This is a genomic window from Paenibacillus sp. TSA_86.1, from assembly GCF_052691815.1.
This window is the reverse complement of sequence record NZ_JBQZGE010000009.1, coordinates 63,867-81,608: the sequence shown is the minus strand read 5'-3', so window position 1 is coordinate 81,608 and position 17,742 is coordinate 63,867. Positions and strand designations below refer to the sequence as shown.

The window sequence follows — 17,742 nt, the reverse complement described above, 5'->3', positions numbered from 1 at the left end:
CTTGAAATTTGCCTGGATCGAGTGCTCGCAGGCGAATGGCGACACCGACACTGACGAATCATGTCGTTTTTTCTTCCGTATTTTAGCATGCTAACTAGGGACATTTGTGGATTCTAAAGAAAACTTTAAGTTTCATCTGGATCAGCAAAGAATCTGAAGTAATAGGATTATGGATCGTTATGTCGAGGGGGCTTCAATCTCCAAATAATGGATGATCGAGCAGATTGCAAGAGAGGAGATATGAGACCATAAAAAAATAGCGACGTAAGGACACACCTCCCTTACGCCCTATTTCAGTGGATTCTATCTTAGGTTTTCAAAAAAACGACCTATAGCTACCCAACAAATAAAGAGGGATCAGCGCCCCTCTCCAAGTTACTTACCTGCCAAACATGTTTATATCATCCAATGCTGAATTAGCATGCCCTCTAACAAATGAACTCTCATCTTCTAATGCATCATGGATAAGTGGCATAATCAACTGTTTATTCACTGCTCCATGTATTCTTGCGATATGGCCAAAACAAAGAATGGCTATTCCTCTTATACTTTCATTTTTATGCTGAGTATATCGAACCATCAGTTCTTCTACAAACTCTCCATCATCCGCATGAAATGCTAGAGATAACAAGCCATTTACGATTGTGTCAGGGTTATCGGAGTTGATTAGGTTTATAATCTCTTGATTCTTCTCTATGTTGTTGCTGTAACGTTCTACTCTTTCGTGAACTATATCATCTAGTTCCTTTTCACAGGAGTCGATCTCATGCCATATTTGTTGAACAGATTCATTGTTTGCGGTTATAAGCTTATCAAATGCATGAATTAATCTTTTCTTGGTTTGAACTTCTTGATCCGTTTGTTTAAAGATTCTTTCTCTATCTCGATACATGATGTAGTGTTTTTTGAAATTCTCTCGGGCCTCCGCAAGTGAGTAGTCTTGATTGGGTCCGCCCCAAACTTCATCTGCATGCGGATCATCTTGCCCATCGTCTTCCCAGTCACATAAACAACAAATCTCCCAACCTCGTTTTTCCTTCAGTGTGGGATAGCCACAACAAGGACAATTAAATCTGTTCATATTAGCTACTCCTTTTCATCTCACGCCTATCCAAATATGCCTGGCATTAAAATTAAAAAACGTATCTGATGTTCCGTTCAAATATCTATATTGAATCTTCCTGAAGTTCGTAAAGTTAATACTACTCAATTTTTATTATATATCACCTATCACCATAATTACCCATATAAAATAGAGCCCTTCCGTCATATTGAAAGGGCTCTGAAACCATAACATCTCGTTTAATCTTTCTCACTAACATGGCTACACTATACATATGCGCGCGTGGACACTTAATACAAGTTACAGGATTAGCATGTGCTCAATCAGGGGCGGCTGACATCAGCTGCCCTTATTTTTCACCAGTAATATCGGTTCACTGCTGAACGATTTTTGCTGATGCTCAATAAAACTACATATCACCAATATCAGTAACTAGCGGTTCATAAACGTCCAAAAATTAACATACTATGTATAAAGATTGCCCTAATGACACTAGAAACCTACCACTAACTAACATTTGAACACCTTCAGGCTTCTGAACCGCTCAAAACTTTATTATACAAAATAGCTGCATTTCCTAAGAGTATTGTAACTCCCTTATAGCTCAACATCGGCCGCGTAGATCTACACTTGCCCCTTCAACAGTTTACTTCCTCTTAGCAGGTCTCCATTTGAAACCACAGTTCATACAGCCGTTAACAATTTCACTTCTCCCAGCGAACCCGACTAATATACTAACAGGTAAGGACAAACTAATGGATATCCAACAAATAATACCAATGATCATTAGTATGCTTTCAAAACCTCCACCACTACCAACTCTCACATACATCGTAAGAAGATAAGTCCCAATAAAACCGACTAACACTAGTATGAGAGGAAATAACCCCATCCATCCCAGTGTTTTAAACATGTTTGCAAAACTGTATCCCCTTTTATTGGCTACAATTTGCTGTGACTTGCACTTACGACAAATAATTGCATTTACGCTCTTTGTACTGTTTGCTTGGGGACTAGTCGTCCTAGATTGACCGCTAACAGCCCTATTAGATTGTACAGTTCTATTATCACGTTGCACTTCGTTTGATTCCCTCCTAATTGAATGTTTGTAGGCATGTAGAACTATTCAACAAAAACTTCCAAACCCCTTTATCTTTCGAGCATAACTTTTTAAATACATATATAATACATCCAATCTTGGGAACATTCTACGATCAGTGATACGCACTTAAATGGACAAAATACTACTATCTAAAGGCAATAAAACTCTACTCAGAACAGAGATTGAAACCTACTAGAAACAAAAAAACGGCATCTCTGCCGTTTGTGTTTAAAGTGTTGATGCAGACAGCGGCGGCTTCTCTGTTCGCGGCGGTTTTCATACGATGAGAAGACACATGCACAGTATGCCTGTTAATGCGGCTCATTTCTAGCAATATTAGATGTGATTTTACCTGAAAGCCTTTAACATTAAAAATAATTGATTATTAAAATGTACTTCATTCGTATATATTTTTGTAATTAAACCAATGCACTTGTCTATGATTTCCCCAGTGAACTTTTGGGACATGATGGCTTTATTCGAATAGATCCTTACTGTCTTCCAGTCATGAATAATTTGGTCCAATAACGGGTCAAGCGTATGTTTTGCATGGATATGATCAACGTTGTACTTATAGAGCGTATTTAACCTGTATTTCTCAGAACATTTTCTATAAATCGTACTGCTCAGTGTTTCTATAATCGTTTCATTTTTTATAATAAGCTCGTAATTTTCTGCGAGCAACAGTATATTATTCAAACTTTCCGTTATTTCATTTTGATACCTGCACATATTTTCTACGAATGTATTGACGGTTGTGTGTGCTGAATTCTTATTGTTCAAGATCTCATGATTACCGGGGGGCACTAGCGCATATTCCCAAAAGTAGTCTGGCATCTTTACGTGCTCCGAAGTCAAGCATGACCATTTAAATTCTGAAAAGGGCAGAGAATATTGCCTGTATTCTGTAATATCATCAACCGTATATATTTCCTCGTTCGTAAGATTGAAGCCATAGACAAAAACAGGGTGCAGTCCATGTTTTTTGTTATAGTAAAAGTCTCTCCCGCGTTGATAAAATAAATCAATAAATATGGAAATCGGATGACCACTAGAAATAGAGTTTATGATCTCATCTTGTAACGTATCTAGTGCAGGGGATTTTTTACGAATCGAGATCCCCATATCCTCAAGGATCTGATCCCCCTCCTCAAGATCCAATACCTCTAACTTGAAATATCCTCTTGTTTTTATTTTTTGTTTATCAAATCTATAAATAGTAATGACATTATTCAAAATGGGCAACTCATTTTTTTTGAAATATCTAGAAAGTGTTAACATCAAATTGTAGCCGCAATTAAAATAAGGAAAATTATGATGAGGAAACATTTTTGTCATGCCGTCGAAGGGCTCAAAGGTGTCCAGGGAAATAATTTCTTCCATACAATATTTCTCCTATACTAGGACGTGTCTTGAAACCTACTGAAGTGCATCTTTTACCGCCTTCAGAGTTTTCAGACACGTCCAAAATTATTGTTGATATTACGGCTATATTACCTCTTAACAAGGTTCATCATACGGTATTGCCGCGTTCCAGCCTTCATCTCTTCATATTTCTTCGAGCCGGGCAATGCGATGAAATCATTAATATCTCCAATATTCGTGCTCGCTTTGGCGTTGCTCGCAATCCCTTGTGTGCCAGTACGCTGCTTCGCACTCTCATCACATGATAGAAGAACATTCGCAGTCACATCCTGATTGCGGATTACAGACAGGCCTGCTTTCTCTAACAGCCTGACGTTCTGCGCTACCTGATCTCCCAGCATCAGCTCCGTATACAGAAATACGCCCCCAACTCTCATGATCCGGTACACCTCTTCATAGAATCGTGATCGGTTCGGATAGGCATGTGCGGATTCTATATTTAACACCACGTCGAAGCTCTCGTCTGCAAACGGTATATTCTCCGCATCGCCGACGAGATACAAAGATTCACCGCCTCGGGATTTGGCATTGCAATAGGCAATATTCGCCGGGCAGATGTCGAGACCGACAATAGACAAGGGCTTGAAATATTTAGACAGAGCTGCTATGTTCCCTCCCCTGCCGCATCCGATATCGATCACCTGCCGTTCTCGAATCACCGTCCTGCCCACTGTCTCCAGCAGCAGCTTGACCGAGTTTCTATTCCATGCATCGTCAGGCTCGATCACCGCATGTTGCTCATTCCCGTGCGGGACGTAACCATAATTTAAGAAGGTGGCGAATCGGCCTATACCGGACAGCGCAAGGGAGTCCGAAAGCTCGCTATAATCCCGAATTTCAGCCTCTTTCCGGTTCCATTCGGAAGGGTGGACAAACTGCTCACGCCGGTCGAGCATCGATACATAACGGTCATCGTTCGTATATACCGCATCGCAGCTGCAGCATTGCAGCCATGCCTCCGACTGGACCAGCACGCCCTTACAACTGGAACATACCAACCTTGCATGCAGATGCTGTAGCATGACTATCACCCAGCCGACGTATGCATTTGATTCAACGCGTACACATTATAGTAATTGGGGATATTCAAATCTTCGTAGTAATCGATCACGGCATCGAAGCCGTTGGTTTGGAAGATGTTCTCGAGCCTGCTGATCTGCTCTCCGTCCAGCCCGTGTACCTCCATTACAATTTGCCTGATTTTGCCCCAATCTTCCGGCTCTATGCCTTCCAGCACCTCGAACTCACTTTTTTCCACGTCGATTTTGAGCAGATCAATTTGGTTCAGATCGTAAAAGCGGATCATTTCGGAGATCGTAGTTAGCTTGCAACGATAGATTTGTTCATTCAGAAGCTTCGGCGACATCAGTTGATCCACAAATCGGTTTAGCATGCGCGGGTCTTCGAAATGATCCCGGTAATGGTTGATTAACCCGTATCGGAGATCCTGATCGTGGTTCTCCCGGTATCTGATCTGTACAGAATCCGTGGACATCGTGGGGAAATAGGCAAACTCCGCTTCCTTAATCTCATTGGAAAGCCCGATGTTAACCGTTGTTACGCGATGTAGCGAGCTCGTATTCATCTCCAAGAGCTTAAACGTCGGAGGCAGTGGCTCAAAGGCATATACCCTGCAGTTGCTCTTGCTGCTGACATACAGGGTGAACATGCCGATATTAGCCCCAACGTCCATGACCGTGCCATGATCCGGGAGCGTAATCCCGTGCTTGAAATACATCTCCTTCTGAAAAATCTCGTTGTAGAGGAACTCGGTCTCGCCTTCATTGTTTTGATAGATTTCTATCCCGTTGTGTAGCCGCTTTTTGGCAGTAGCCTCTGTCTGCGGCGAAAAACTCTTGTGCTCCATCCTGCTCATCCACTTCATCCTCCCAACCATTTGTTTTTGGCATTTCTCTAACTGCTGGCGCTCTCATAGTGTCTCACGGCCAGCTTCCAGAACAGCCTGACCACTAGAAGCGATATCACAGGAGCTACGAAAATCCATATCCCAAGGAAGAAGTCCAAGCGGTCGATCAAATAAACCGACGGCATGTTGGTAATAAACAAGATAGGCACGACATACAGTCCTATCCTCTGCAGCCATTTGGGGTATATGTACATTGGCATATTGTTGAAATCCCAACATTTGTCAATTATATCAAAGATCGAACCGGACTTCACCGTCCAGAAAGCAAGAATTTGCGGAAGCAGGAGCACCGAGTAGGTCACGATCGTGCTACTCAAGATCACGCCGATATATCCGGCCACGTTGATGAAGCTTGGCTCGATGCCAAGCCGCCGCCAAGCCACTACGATCATCGTGATCCCGGCGATCAGGTTCGGAATCGGAAACGCGTAGTTAACGTTTCGGAATGAAATCATGAACTGCAGCGATAGCGGCTTTGTCATATACAAATCCAGCGTTCCGTTGCGGATATGGCCGGAAAATCTATAAAAGTTATCCATAAACAATCCGGTATAGATTGCGATCATAATCGTATAGGTCCCGGTGAAGATCATCATCTGGTCCGGAGAAATTCCATTAATTTCGATCCCCAGCTGGAAAACGAAGATGACATAGATCAGCTTGGAAAACAGAAATACGGTCTCCATGATCAAACCGGAGTAGAAATTCGCTTTGTATTCCATATAACCGACCAAACTGTTCTTTGCGAAAATAAAAAACATACGTACGTGCTTCCGAATCTCGCTCAAGCGGATACTCACAGATCTAACCTCCAACGGCTACATATTTCTTCATCCCGGAATCCCAAGCCAACTTGGAAATGACCAAAAGCACCGTTACCCAAACGGCCTGTAAGAGGAGCCCGCTCACGATCTCATGAACCGCCAAGCTCCCGAGGATGATCTTAACCGGGAAGAATACGACATACTGGAACGGTAAATAGCTGGAGATTGTGGCGAACGTATCTCCGAAAATATTAAGCGGAAAGATGGCGCCGCTGAGCAGATAGACGCCTTGGTTGAACGCGATATACACGCCCCAAACCTCAGTAATGATGAACGCGAGCGCACTAATCGAATAAAAAAGCAGGAAGTTGATGAGCATTCCGAACAAAATACTAACCAGGAACATAACGATCTGCCCCACTCTAAGCGGAAACCCCCAAATCTGAATAAACACGGTCATCAGTATGACGAATAAGACAAGGACGACCCCGGTCTGAACCGTTTTCTCACCGAAGAAACTGCATATCCGATAACTGAAATAATGAATGGGCTGAGCGATAAATTTGCTTAATCCGCCCGTCTTGATGTCATTCGCGATCTCCCCTTCGAAGCCGGCAGAAACCAGCTTGGAGACGACGCCGGACAACACGGAATAAATGATGATCTGTGAATACGTATAGCCGTTAATAATCTCTTGCGGCGAACTGCGGAACACAGCTGTCCAGAGGAAGCATTGGACGAGTATGATAAAGCCGCCGCTGATAATGCCCATCAGGAAATCGGTCCGGTACTCCATCGCGTTCTGAAGCGCAAGGATGTACGTCCTTTTATACTTCTGCAAGGCTTTCATGTCTGCCTCCATCTTTCTGATATAAGCTTTCGATGCCTCGCTCCACAGGTATATCTTCAACGGTGAAATCGAGGATCGGGAACCGGTCCAGTATCATTTTGGAAAGCCGCTGGAGGTCATGCTTATCGATTTCCATGACGGCATTCATGCCGTCATGTTGAGTAATCGTGCCATATTCGCTTAGCGCTTGCCTCGGCACTTCGTCCGTAAATTGCAGCTTGATAATCTTTTTGGCATGCAACAGTTCGTTCACACGCCGAAGATCGCCGTCGTATACGATCTTCCCTTGATTGATGATAATTGCTCGTTTGCATAGATCCTCAATATCCGCCATGTAGTGGCTTGTTAGAATGACCGTTGCCTTCGTCTGCTCGTTATAATCTTTCAGAAACTCCCGAATGCGTTTCTGCGAGATCAGATCAAGTCCGATTGTAGGCTCATCCAGGAAAATCACCTTAGGCCGGTGAATGAGCGACGCAATAAGTTCCATCTTCATCCGTTCCCCCAGCGAGAGTCTCCGCACCTGAATATTAAGCAGATCTTTAACGTCAAGCATCTCCGTAAGCTCACCCAGAACAAGGTTGTAGGGCTTATCCTCAACCTCATAAATGCATTTGTTCAAGTACAACGATTCGTTCGCCGGTAAATCCCACCACAACTGTGATTTCTGCCCCATCACGATTGAGAACTGCATCTTGAATTCTTTTTTTCGTTCCCAAGGGACATAGCCTAATACCGTCGCTTGCCCGCTGGTCGGATATAAGATGCCGGACAGCATCTTAAGCGTAGTCGTTTTGCCGGAACCGTTCGGGCCTAAAAATCCGACCATCTCACCCTGCTCGATTACAAGTGATATTTCGCTAACCGCGTCTTTGATCAGTGATTTCCGCCTCACTAAATTTTTGAGCGATTTTTTGAGCCCCAGTTCTTTCTCGTAATACTTGAAGCTTTTGGATAACCCCTCCATCTGGATAATACTCACTTGTGCACCTCATTTATGTGAATTTAGAATCGTTATACACCGTGCAAATGCAAAACACTGCACTTGGAACAAGCCGGTGTCAGTCGTTCGTCCATCATTTCCCTTATCCTTCTGTAGGTCATGCTATGCCATAATTCCTGTACAGACGTATCATGTAATTTGCCGATCTCGAACTCCTTGAAAAATTTGCATGCGATAATTGTTCCATCGGGCGTAATGTCCATCCGGTTCGAGAGAGCCAGGCACTTCTTGTTCATCGTGCCTTTACCCCTCACCTCTTTGCCGAGCACGAAATCTTCAATCTGGTCATGATCCAGATTCGGCTGGTAGCGTAAACGCATTTTCCAGACCCGATTATTCACCCGGTCCAACTCGCTCATCAAAGCAGGGATACGCTCCGGATCGAGCTTGTAGTTAAAGGCGTGCCAGCTTCGTTCGCCCCTGTGCTCGCTCGCCGGAAGGAAGTCGAACTTCTCGTCAAAGTAATTGTCCATTCCCTGCGTGCATTCGTCCGAGATGTACCACGGGAAGCAGACCATGACCATATCTACACCGACGCCCTCCAGAAAGTCCAGCAGATCGTAAAGCTTGTCAGTCATACCATCGTTAACGACGGTATGGATCGTAATTTTGCCCCTGAACCGGTTTTCCCTGCGCAGCTCGACCAGCTTCCGGATCGCATCTATCGCCTTGCCGAATACCCCTTTGCCGCGAAGCGCATCATTCTCTTCTTTGAATCCATCAAGCGCAATGAGCAGCTCCAGGTTGTCGGAGATTCTCAGCAAGGCATCCAGCTTTCGCTCGATCAGCACCGCGTTCGTGCAGATCGTCGTCTCACGAGGATGGGCTTCAAGCAAATCGGCCAAACGGTCGAAATGGCTGTATACCAGCGGCTCGCCGCCCCAGATATAGAGTCTCGACTTGGCTGGTTCCGTCTCAAGGATCAGCTTCTCCAGCAGCCCGTAGTCGAGTTGTTCGCGTTGCTGCTCCGGTGTCATGAAGTGATGGTAGCCGGTGTCGTTCCATTGATAGCAATGTTTGCAGCGCAAGTTGCATTGGTTCGTCAGTTTAATCCCGACCGACTCTGGCAACGGTGTCGCGTAACCCGCTATTTTCTCCATGTTCCGCTTGGTTTCCACCGTATTCTTGATCGTACGTTTCAATATTTGCAAATCCTTTGGGGAATGTTTAATCTCTGATTTTGGATTCATATCAACACACCCTTCTTAAACTTATTAGGTTATTCACATGAATCAATAGATATAATACCTTGAACAAGCCGTACAAATCGGAAGCATATTTTTTTTCATATACGCGCGATAATCTTTATATTTTTCACTACTCCAGATATCCAGCAAACTCTCTTCGTTCACGTTGCCGAAGGTCAAATCATAGAAGGCATGGCAGGGCGAAACGTCGCCCCTTGCCGTAATCTCCGCATAAGTCCATGGAAGGGAGCACCGATTACGTTTATCAGCCATCTGATGAAATTGCCCCGAGAAATAGTTGTGCAAATTCACTTCATCTATCGTCTTCGGATAGGTAATCACATCGATACTGTTTTTCAAGCAATAATCTTTAACATTATTGAGCTGTCTCGTCAATTCGGGAATATCGATCTGGCTGAACGAACTGATGTCTTTCCAGACCATCCCCTTGGCATACGGAGCTTCATGCACACCAAATTCCTCACGAAGAACCTCCACATATTGGGCATACTGCTCTTCGGTGGCATAGAGCTGCACTTCCATGCTGATATGGTCCAACATCGACAAGTCGATATGCTTAAAGAAAAATTCCTCGACGTACATATAGGTCAAGGGTGTAATGATAAAGGATACACCCATCTTCGGAAATTGCTTGCCTTTGCTTTGCCGGAGCTCATAGAGCTTCTCGATTCCTTTGATTACTTTCTTGAATACGCCTCTGCCCCTCTGCCTGTCGTTGGTTTCCTCAGGGCCGTCGAGCGACACCCAGATCTTATTAGGCGGAGTCTCGACTAACATCTCGGCATGCTTCTCAAGCAGTGTGCCGTTCGTGGGGAAGTCCGCTATGCTTCCATAATGATTGATCATAGCGAGAATGTCGCTCAGCCAAGGGTACATCAGCGGCTCGCCGCCGAAGAAATCGTAATACGGCTTGCCTGGGCTGCATTCGATGATGATCTTTTTGATCAGCTCCGGGTCCAGCTGCGCTAATGTTTTTTTGCTTTTGTAGGGCCCTTCGAGTCCCCATTCATAACACATCTTGCATCGCAAATTGCACTCCTCTAGCAACTGCAAGACAATCCATCTCGGATAGCTTACCGTATCCTTATCCTTGGCAACACTCAATTGATTTAAGCTCATCGCATAACCCCTTCTGCCATTGAAGTCTTACCTCTTCGTTAACGCAACCCTTGAACAATAGTGATCCACATAATTCGTCCGTTCACCAGGTCTGTTTACGATAGCTTGATGCATCTCCTTAAGGATATCTACAGAAAAATCCATCTCTCGCCACTTCTCGTAGCGTATTCCGAATCCAAGCGACTCCCACAATTCCAGATTGCTAAGCTCATGACTGCCGAACGGCTCCAGAAGAATAAGAGGGGTTTCGGATGCAAGCGAGTCGATCAATGTGCCCGCTCCCGGCTTGGCCACGATAGCCATCGCCTCGGAAGCGACGTCAAATAACCAATGATGATCAGCCTCAGCGGTGTATGAATTCGTATCTTCTCCCGCTATTTCAATATATGGCGGAAATTCGTGCAGCCCGTTCGCGCTCTTCACCCAAGAACACCATTCCGGATCGTTCATCCAATATCGGTGATCGGGATCGGGCTTCGCTTCCTTCCAGTCGTAAGCTACAATATCAAGCCCATAGTTATGGCCGGCAAGCTCTGGAATTGTACTTTGATAAGTGCCCATCCCCCAGCCGCCGCCATGAACAACAAGCCGCCGCTTCCTTGATTCGAAGGGCAGTGGCGTACCAGAAAGAACCGGGATTTCGCATCGAATCGCCATCTTATCGGTGTCATAGAGACAAGCATTGTAATAATGTTCGTCATACCGGGGATGAAACTTCTTCAGGCTCTTCCAGGACGGGGCCAGATCTGAATCGACATAGAGCAGGTCTACATGAATTGGATTCGGCAGCATCTTCTCCCTATACAAATCCAAAATATAGACCCAGTGTCCGGATAACGATATGAATTCGTAGCGTTCTTCCGCTTTCCACGCCTCCAGCAACAGCTCGACCTGGGCGTAATCTATACTACCCCGGATATCCATCGGCATTCGGGCCGAAAAATTGGCAAGTGCGAAATTATTGTGGTAAGCCGTCCTGCTGTCTGCAATATGCTCCCTCTTGTCAAGCTCTAAATAGCTTTCGAACACGAGTACTTCCGTCGCGATATCCCTTTTCTCGAAATCACTTGCAGCTAACAGGCCGGGAATATAGAATCCCAGACCGAAACCCGAGCATAGAATCGTTACTTTCCGTTTCCCCATTAACTCTCTACCTCCATCCATGGTTTCAAGCACTTCGGAATGCATCAGCGGGCGATCTTGAAGGATAACGACAACAGAACCTCCTTAAGCTTCGCGGACAATCGTTCGTTATCCCCTGTCCCTTCGATCAGCGAATAATACAATCTGCCCTTCACCTGCTTATTCCGGATCCCCTTGCACTCGCTGACGACTTTGTTAATAAGGAGCGTATTCGCGCTTAACGGTAAAATACCGAACCCTCGATCAGGCTTATATAGAATACCCTCGCGGTCCAGCGATTCCAGCAATTGATCGAAAGATACATCGCAAGCAAACTGTAAATTCGCATGCGTCATGTTACCGGCCGTATCATGCTTCTTCAGGTAGCGGTCAACGTAATGCTTGATCAGACTCATCGATCTTCTTGCATTCACCTCAACAATCGGAACGATGCGGCCGTCTGTCAACAGCATCGAATCGACGCATACGTCGCCGTGATAACCCGACCGGTAAAGCTCGCGAGCCGCCCGTTTCATTACATCAAAATACTTCGCTTCCTGCAGCATATGAAGCAACCTGTCGTCTGCTGTATAGGAACCTTGGTAAGCGAAATTGTGATTGACCACCTGCTGCACTGAGATATGTCGGTACGTACCGTCGGGATCGATGTGGAATTGGCAAGAAAAATCCAATTCCTTGCGGAGAAACGGCTCAATAATAAACCGAACCGTTTTTCCCTTGCTGCACTGATCGGCGACATAAGATGTGACTCGCTGCAAAATCGCTTCCGACTCGATCAGCAAATTTCCTTTCCCGGATACCCCAAACTCATCTTTGATCAAAAAGGGGCCTTGATTCAGCAGAGCCAAGCCGCTTGAGAGCAGCTCTTCGTGGGAATAGACCGTCTGGCTGTCACATTGAAGCTCAAAGCGACGGTTCAATTCGGTTGAATACAGCTTAGAGTTGACCGTCTGAACCGTATCGACAGCTGGACAATCCTGTTCCAGACCGAAACGCGCAGCAGCACGGTCCGCCCCCGGAATGACCGCAAAGGGCGACAACCGGGCGCCGTTCAGCCAGTCTGGATCCATGCCACCCCAATGATCCGTTGAGGTGAGCAGGTCGAATATATTGGCGGTTCTGCCTACGCTTCCTCCATCAGGACTCTCAAGATCGGTTGAATTGGACAGAAATTTGAATCCGATCTCATGCAAATACGCTTTATGAGAAGCATTCATTCGATATCGGGTAATGAGCCTATCCTGCGCCTCGCAAAATGGGAAGAGTAGCTCATCCATGGCCATCACGATATTCTCCATTTCAGGATCGTGAAACGACGGCAGCTTGGCTAGATTAGGGTCGCGCCAGAAGCGTTCCGCATCAAATGTCCCGATAATGAGCTCGAACTTGCGTCTATCGTTCATACAGGCGTTGTCTTCTGCAGCTCCGAGATATAATTGCAGAAGACGGTTACCGATTCCATGCAATCGAATTCGAATTGTTCGAAATCAATTTCAATGCCAAAGCGCTCCTCCACCTTCAATAAGAAAGTAATTAGCTGTAAAGAGTCCAATCCCCCGTCTTCCATGATGTTGGAATGCCCGTTCAAGCTGACTTCCAGCTGGGCTTCGTCCTTGACTTCGCTTATCATCGCTATGATCTGTTCTTGCATAGGTACCTCCCGTTTAATGGATATATTGACCCTGGTAATAATGGATCGTTCTAGCGAGTGCATCATGCAAACTGATCGCCGGTTCCCAGTCCATGATCGTCCTTGAAATGGTAATATCCGGCTTCCTTCTCCTTGGATCGTCTTCCGGCAGCGGGAGAAACTCTAACTGCGCGTTGGACTTCATTAGCTCCTTCAATATTTGGGCGACTTCAAGTATGGTGACTTCCTCCGGATTCCCCAAATTGACTGGCTGTTCATACGTGGTACTCAGCAGTCTTACAATCCCTTCCAGTAAATCGTCGATATACTGAAAGCTTCTCGTCTGTCTGCCGTCACCATAAATCGTAAGATTTTGCTTGGACATGATTTCATTAATGAAATTGGTAATGACGCGTCCGTCATTTAAATCCATCTTCGGACCGAATGTATTGAAGATCCGAATGACCCTTACCGGTATACCGTATTTCCTGTTCATCCAGTAGGTGATCGCCTCTGCATACCGCTTCGCTTCGTTGTAGCAGCTTCTTGCTCCAACCGAATTCACGTTGCCATAGTAGCTCTCCGGCTGAGGGTGAACCGTTGGGTTACCGTAGATTTCGCTTGTTGAAGCCAAGAAGAAAGCAGCCTGCTTTTCTTTGGCCAGATACAGTAGATGCATCGTCCCTTCGCTGTTGACCCTCATCGTTTCGATCGGATAGGACAAATATTTGGGCGGACTGGCAGGACTGGCAAAATGCATCACCCAATCGACAGGGCCTTCAATTGCGAGCGGATAAATGACATCATGCTCAATAAACCTGAAATTTGGCGACCGTAAGAGATTGTCTATATTGACAGTAGACCCGGTAAGAAAATTATCGACGCCGATAACGGTATGGCCTTCCCGCAGCAGCCTCTCGGCAAGGTTGGAACCGATGAAGCCTGCGACTCCTGTTAATACAATGATTATTATGATCCCCCCCTTTACTTAAGGTTTGTGAAACCACTATTAATTCAATCGCTGTTCCATCTTGATGATTAGATAATTAAAGATCGAAAATCACAAAATAACCAATTTCTATATTCATATACATATATTATTTAAAAAACATGCGTTCAGCACCCAATAAATTCATATATCTTACCTAACAAATTATAGGTATTAAACCATTATATGAACGGTGGGTTGCTCCCAAACTATACAGGTACGCGTCTATGCATGAATCACAAGATGTCGGATCAAATACCAGGAGAGATTCTTGAGGTGAGTGGATCGCCTGAAAGACAAGAAGGCAATAGGCTGTCAGCAAACGGAATCTTTAAGACAAGAGTAGCGGTTTGGATTACTCAATACGCTGTATCGCAACGATTATAATCCCGGCATCACTCCCTCCATAAATATGCCCTGATCACCACGTGCTTCGGGCTAAGGCTTCTATTCGGGTGAAAGGAAAAGATATCCATATCTGACATCATCTGCCGCCTCAACATTACTGAATGCCTACCTTCTTCAGCCATTGTTCAAGGAATATGGATTCTTCATTTTCTATATTCGTAATCAACGTTTGTAAGTTTTCGGAAATACTTGTATCCCTTGTCAAATTATATTTAATCGCTAGATTCACAAGTATCTTTGCTTTAAGTTCAATGGCTGTGAATTCATCTATATGCTCTTGAGTTAGTTCAATTAAATGCCGATTATCGTACAAGTACTTGAGTCTTAGCGTCATTATCTTCTTATGATCATAAAGTAAATGAAAGGGTCTTATATCAAGCATAGCCTTATGTTCCGTTGTCTCTTTCGCATAATTTAATAGAGTTGTATATATTTGCATGCCGAAGTCAAGATTATCCCTGTCGCCCCCATAGTTGAACATCTCCCAATACTCCGGCGTTTGGTTAGTGAAATAATTCCTTATAGAATTCACCAGGGTATCTGCATTGAATTTATCCTGATATTGATCATTGAATGTATACAGATAAACCATTTCTTTTAGATAATCATGATTCGTTGTTAGATGATTCATTTCGAACGCAAGATTGAAATCAGTAAATGATATCTCAGCCTGACTATACACGCCGTTCTTGAAAAAATCGGAAACATACAATATCTCTCTATCCACATCATAGCCGTAAACAAATATGTCATGATGCAATTGAAGTTTATTGTAGCGATCGCTTAGGGGCACGTAGAAATAATTGATCATCGTGTGCACATAGTTAGTAGCATTAATATTTTCTATAATAAAATGAATAACAGAGTCCCATTTAGTTGTTACCGTATCTCTATGTATCTTTTGAGTAGTAATCCATTTGCACGCATCCGAAGGCCGCAGCTCATAAGTCAGAGGGAAATAAAAATCTCCCCAATGGTGCTTATAATCTTTGTTAATAAATAATTGGATATAATTGCTATATATCCATGGGTGTGCGCACTCGTAATGGGTAAGTATGGACAAGAGATGAGCATGCTGCGTATAGGTTGTAATCATTGGATAACTGACCGGCAATATTTCTCTGCCTAATGTTTGAGTTGAATTTTTCAACTTTTCGTTCACCCCTGGTTATTTGGTTAAAAGGCTTAAGGATTCCGAATCAGTATATCTCATTTAGCAATAAGCGCTTCGTACTTGCCCTGTCCAGCTTTCCTGTTTTTGTTTTTGGAATGTTATCGATAATCCTCCATTGTCTAGGCACTTTATACGATGACAAATGCAAGTTGCAATGTCGTGTCAGTGCATCTATATCAAGCAGGCATTCATTAAAAACTTTCAGAAATGCGATGGGTATTTCGCCTAACAGATCATCTTGTACACCAACAACCATGACCTCCTCCACTTCTTTCAAGCCGTACAAAAATTCCTCGATTTCTTCCGGATAGATATTGATGCCGCCGGATATAATGATATTCTTCTTTCGGCCTGTGAGTATAAGACACCCTGATTCATTCCAATATCCCAAATCTCCTGTCTTTAACCAACCCTCAACAATGGTAGCGTTCGTTAACTCCGGGTTTTTGTAATAACCGAGCATCACATTCGGGCCCTTGACCCAAATTTCCCCAATCGCTTCTCCTTCAACCTCTTTCTCTTCTTCGTCAACAAGACGAATAGAAACGTCATTGATGGGTGATCCACAGGATAAGCCGCGCTCTCCCCGTTCCATCATGCTCACTCGCGGAGAAGCTTCGGTCAATCCATAAGTTTGAATAATGTCCGCGTGAGGAAATACAGTCTGAAGCTGGTCGCCTAATTTCGCGGGAATCGCCGCACCGCTAATTACAATAAATTCAATGGAATCAAAGGCACTCCCGTTCTTGGTCTGATGGAAATCGGAAACAAAGTGCATCAATTGCGTAGGCACCGCTGAGAATGCCGTGACCGCTTTATTCTGAAACAGTTTAAACGCTGTGCGCGGCAGCAAGGGCAAGTTGATAAGTTTAATTCGGGTTCCATATAACATGCAAGAAATCAATTGCGTGACAATCGTAGAACTGAAATGAACGGGCATCGTTACCAGAAACGAATCTTGATCCGTATACCCCACCTTTCCGCCATGTGCCAACGCATTCGTTAATACATTCCAATGGGATAACATAACGATTTTAGATTTTCCGGTTGTGCCCGATGTAGGAAGGAGAATCGCACATTGATTGGGATCGGACTGATTGGTTAACGAGATCGATTCGAACGAAGGTATGGGTTCTTGCGATAAATCCTGAGCGGTAACCCAAGGAATGTCGCAATTTAAATGCGCAGGCTGTGCAGATTTGCTGATAACCAATTTGGCGTCACTGGCACTTAAAATATTTTCAATTTCAGTATTGGATGCCGAATAAGGAACCGGTACTAGCACATAACCGCAGAATTGAATGCCAAGCGCCGCAAAAATGAACAAGGACTCATTATTTGTGTATAATGCAAGATGACTTCCGGACTCAAACTCAAAATTCTTGTGTATATATGAAGCAATCAAGTAAGCTTCTGTCATCATCTCTGCGTAAGTCCATTGCTGCTTTAGATCTTCAAGGATAATATGATCTTGGCGATCAGAGGCCTCCAGAAATAGACGCTGAATGATAGTCATCATAGCGTTTTCTCAGTCAAATAATTAAGGATTAATCCAGCCGTGGAGAAATTCTCAAATAACAGATCTTCATCAGGGATCGAGATGTTAAACTTCGATTCCACTAAAACAATCAGCTTGATGAAGCCTACTGAATCGATCCCTTGGTCCAACAAACGGGTATCGTAGTCTTCTGGATACTCGATGTCCAGTTCAGCAAAAATTTCATCTTTCAAGATCAATTCTATTGATTTAGACATCATGTTTCCCCCGTTAGATAATCTTTAGAAAAAGGCTGATCAAAGAGGATCGTATATGTGATGAGCAAATGAAAGTGATTGTGAAGAAGAATACATTCATAACAATGGACAAGGTGAATTTGCACTGAAAGAGTTGTTTACAGAGTTTGTTTGCAGAGATGCTGCAATTCATGCTGGAGGCGG

The 17,742-nt window shown here is 44.2% G+C and carries 16 protein-coding genes; all 16 read right to left on the bottom strand.

Features of this window, described 5'->3' with window-relative positions; translation table 11 throughout:
- Positions 1-379: 379 nt before the first annotated feature.
- Entirely contained in the window at positions 380-1,081 is a 702-nt protein-coding gene (locus tag ACUTVW_RS17765) for a CPCC family cysteine-rich protein (RefSeq protein WP_445647014.1), read from the bottom strand.
- Positions 1,082-2,513: 1,432 nt separating this feature from the next.
- Complete coding sequence (locus ACUTVW_RS17760) at positions 2,514-3,548, bottom strand: hypothetical protein (protein ID WP_445647013.1); 1,035 nt, start codon at positions 3,546-3,548, stop codon at positions 2,514-2,516.
- A 110-nt stretch (positions 3,549-3,658) separates the two neighbouring features.
- Positions 3,659-4,612: a class I SAM-dependent methyltransferase gene (locus ACUTVW_RS17755; protein WP_445647012.1), complete on the bottom strand. Its 954-nt coding sequence runs from the start codon at positions 4,610-4,612 to the stop codon at positions 3,659-3,661.
- Positions 4,613-4,617: 5 nt separating this feature from the next.
- Positions 4,618-5,466, bottom strand: coding sequence for an FkbM family methyltransferase (locus ACUTVW_RS17750; RefSeq protein WP_445647011.1), 849 nt, complete (start codon positions 5,464-5,466; stop codon positions 4,618-4,620).
- 38 nt (positions 5,467-5,504) lie between these two features.
- Positions 5,505-6,317, bottom strand: a complete 813-nt coding sequence (locus ACUTVW_RS17745) for an ABC transporter permease (protein WP_445647010.1) — start codon at positions 6,315-6,317, stop codon at positions 5,505-5,507.
- Between the two features lie 4 nt (positions 6,318-6,321).
- A complete protein-coding gene (locus ACUTVW_RS17740) occupies positions 6,322-7,131 on the bottom strand; it encodes an ABC transporter permease (protein WP_445647009.1) in 810 nt (269 codons plus the stop codon).
- Positions 7,109-8,113 (bottom strand): ABC transporter ATP-binding protein, encoded by a 1,005-nt coding sequence (locus ACUTVW_RS17735; RefSeq protein WP_445647008.1) that lies wholly within the window; start codon positions 8,111-8,113, stop codon positions 7,109-7,111. The genes ACUTVW_RS17740 and ACUTVW_RS17735 overlap by 23 nt, the downstream gene beginning before the upstream one ends.
- 32 nt (positions 8,114-8,145) lie before the next feature.
- The gene (locus tag ACUTVW_RS17730; RefSeq protein ID WP_445647007.1) at positions 8,146-9,324 is read right to left on the bottom strand and encodes a radical SAM protein; all 1,179 of its coding nucleotides are present in this window, start codon (positions 9,322-9,324) and stop codon (positions 8,146-8,148) included.
- Positions 9,325-9,366: 42 nt separating this feature from the next.
- A complete protein-coding gene (locus ACUTVW_RS17725) occupies positions 9,367-10,461 on the bottom strand; it encodes an SPASM domain-containing protein (RefSeq protein ID WP_445647006.1) in 1,095 nt (364 codons plus the stop codon).
- 27 nt (positions 10,462-10,488) lie between these two features.
- Entirely contained in the window at positions 10,489-11,604 is a 1,116-nt protein-coding gene (locus ACUTVW_RS17720; protein ID WP_445647005.1) for a UDP-glucuronosyltransferase, read from the bottom strand.
- 44 nt (positions 11,605-11,648) lie between these two features.
- Complete coding sequence (locus ACUTVW_RS17715) at positions 11,649-13,007, bottom strand: hypothetical protein (protein WP_445647004.1); 1,359 nt, start codon at positions 13,005-13,007, stop codon at positions 11,649-11,651.
- Complete coding sequence (locus ACUTVW_RS17710; protein WP_445647003.1) at positions 13,004-13,255, bottom strand: acyl carrier protein; 252 nt, start codon at positions 13,253-13,255, stop codon at positions 13,004-13,006. The genes ACUTVW_RS17715 and ACUTVW_RS17710 overlap by 4 nt, the downstream gene beginning before the upstream one ends.
- Before the next feature lie 13 nt (positions 13,256-13,268).
- On the bottom strand, positions 13,269-14,198 hold the full coding sequence (locus ACUTVW_RS17705) for an NAD-dependent epimerase/dehydratase family protein (protein ID WP_445647087.1): 930 nt from the start codon (positions 14,196-14,198) through the stop codon (positions 13,269-13,271).
- A gap of 526 nt (positions 14,199-14,724) precedes the next feature.
- On the bottom strand, positions 14,725-15,780 hold the full coding sequence (locus ACUTVW_RS17700; protein WP_445647002.1) for a hypothetical protein: 1,056 nt from the start codon (positions 15,778-15,780) through the stop codon (positions 14,725-14,727).
- Positions 15,781-15,829: 49 nt separating this feature from the next.
- The gene (locus ACUTVW_RS17695; protein WP_445647001.1) at positions 15,830-17,323 is read right to left on the bottom strand and encodes a class I adenylate-forming enzyme family protein; all 1,494 of its coding nucleotides are present in this window, start codon (positions 17,321-17,323) and stop codon (positions 15,830-15,832) included.
- Entirely contained in the window at positions 17,320-17,559 is a 240-nt protein-coding gene (locus ACUTVW_RS17690; RefSeq protein WP_445647000.1) for a phosphopantetheine-binding protein, read from the bottom strand. The genes ACUTVW_RS17695 and ACUTVW_RS17690 overlap by 4 nt, the downstream gene beginning before the upstream one ends.
- Positions 17,560-17,742: the final 183 nt, after the last annotated feature.

What these genes read in the sequence shown, in the direction of transcription:
- ACUTVW_RS17765 (WP_445647014.1), bottom strand. Translation starts at nt 1,081, where the DNA reads ATGAACAGATTTAATTGTCCTTGTTGTGGCTATCCCACACTGAAGGAA.
- ACUTVW_RS17760 (WP_445647013.1), bottom strand. Translation starts at nt 3,548, where the DNA reads ATGGAAGAAATTATTTCCCTGGACACCTTTGAGCCCTTCGACGGCATG.
- ACUTVW_RS17755 (WP_445647012.1), bottom strand. Translation starts at nt 4,612, where the DNA reads ATGCTACAGCATCTGCATGCAAGGTTGGTATGTTCCAGTTGTAAGGGC.
- ACUTVW_RS17750 (WP_445647011.1), bottom strand. Translation starts at nt 5,466, where the DNA reads ATGAGCAGGATGGAGCACAAGAGTTTTTCGCCGCAGACAGAGGCTACT.
- ACUTVW_RS17740 (WP_445647009.1), bottom strand. Translation starts at nt 7,131, where the DNA reads ATGAAAGCCTTGCAGAAGTATAAAAGGACGTACATCCTTGCGCTTCAG.
- ACUTVW_RS17730 (WP_445647007.1), bottom strand. Translation starts at nt 9,324, where the DNA reads ATGAATCCAAAATCAGAGATTAAACATTCCCCAAAGGATTTGCAAATA.
- ACUTVW_RS17725 (WP_445647006.1), bottom strand. Translation starts at nt 10,461, where the DNA reads ATGAGCTTAAATCAATTGAGTGTTGCCAAGGATAAGGATACGGTAAGC.
- ACUTVW_RS17720 (WP_445647005.1), bottom strand. Translation starts at nt 11,604, where the DNA reads ATGGGGAAACGGAAAGTAACGATTCTATGCTCGGGTTTCGGTCTGGGA.
- ACUTVW_RS17715 (WP_445647004.1), bottom strand. Translation starts at nt 13,007, where the DNA reads ATGAACGATAGACGCAAGTTCGAGCTCATTATCGGGACATTTGATGCG.
- ACUTVW_RS17710 (WP_445647003.1), bottom strand. Translation starts at nt 13,255, where the DNA reads ATGCAAGAACAGATCATAGCGATGATAAGCGAAGTCAAGGACGAAGCC.
- ACUTVW_RS17695 (WP_445647001.1), bottom strand. Translation starts at nt 17,323, where the DNA reads ATGATGACTATCATTCAGCGTCTATTTCTGGAGGCCTCTGATCGCCAA.
- ACUTVW_RS17690 (WP_445647000.1), bottom strand. Translation starts at nt 17,559, where the DNA reads ATGTCTAAATCAATAGAATTGATCTTGAAAGATGAAATTTTTGCTGAA.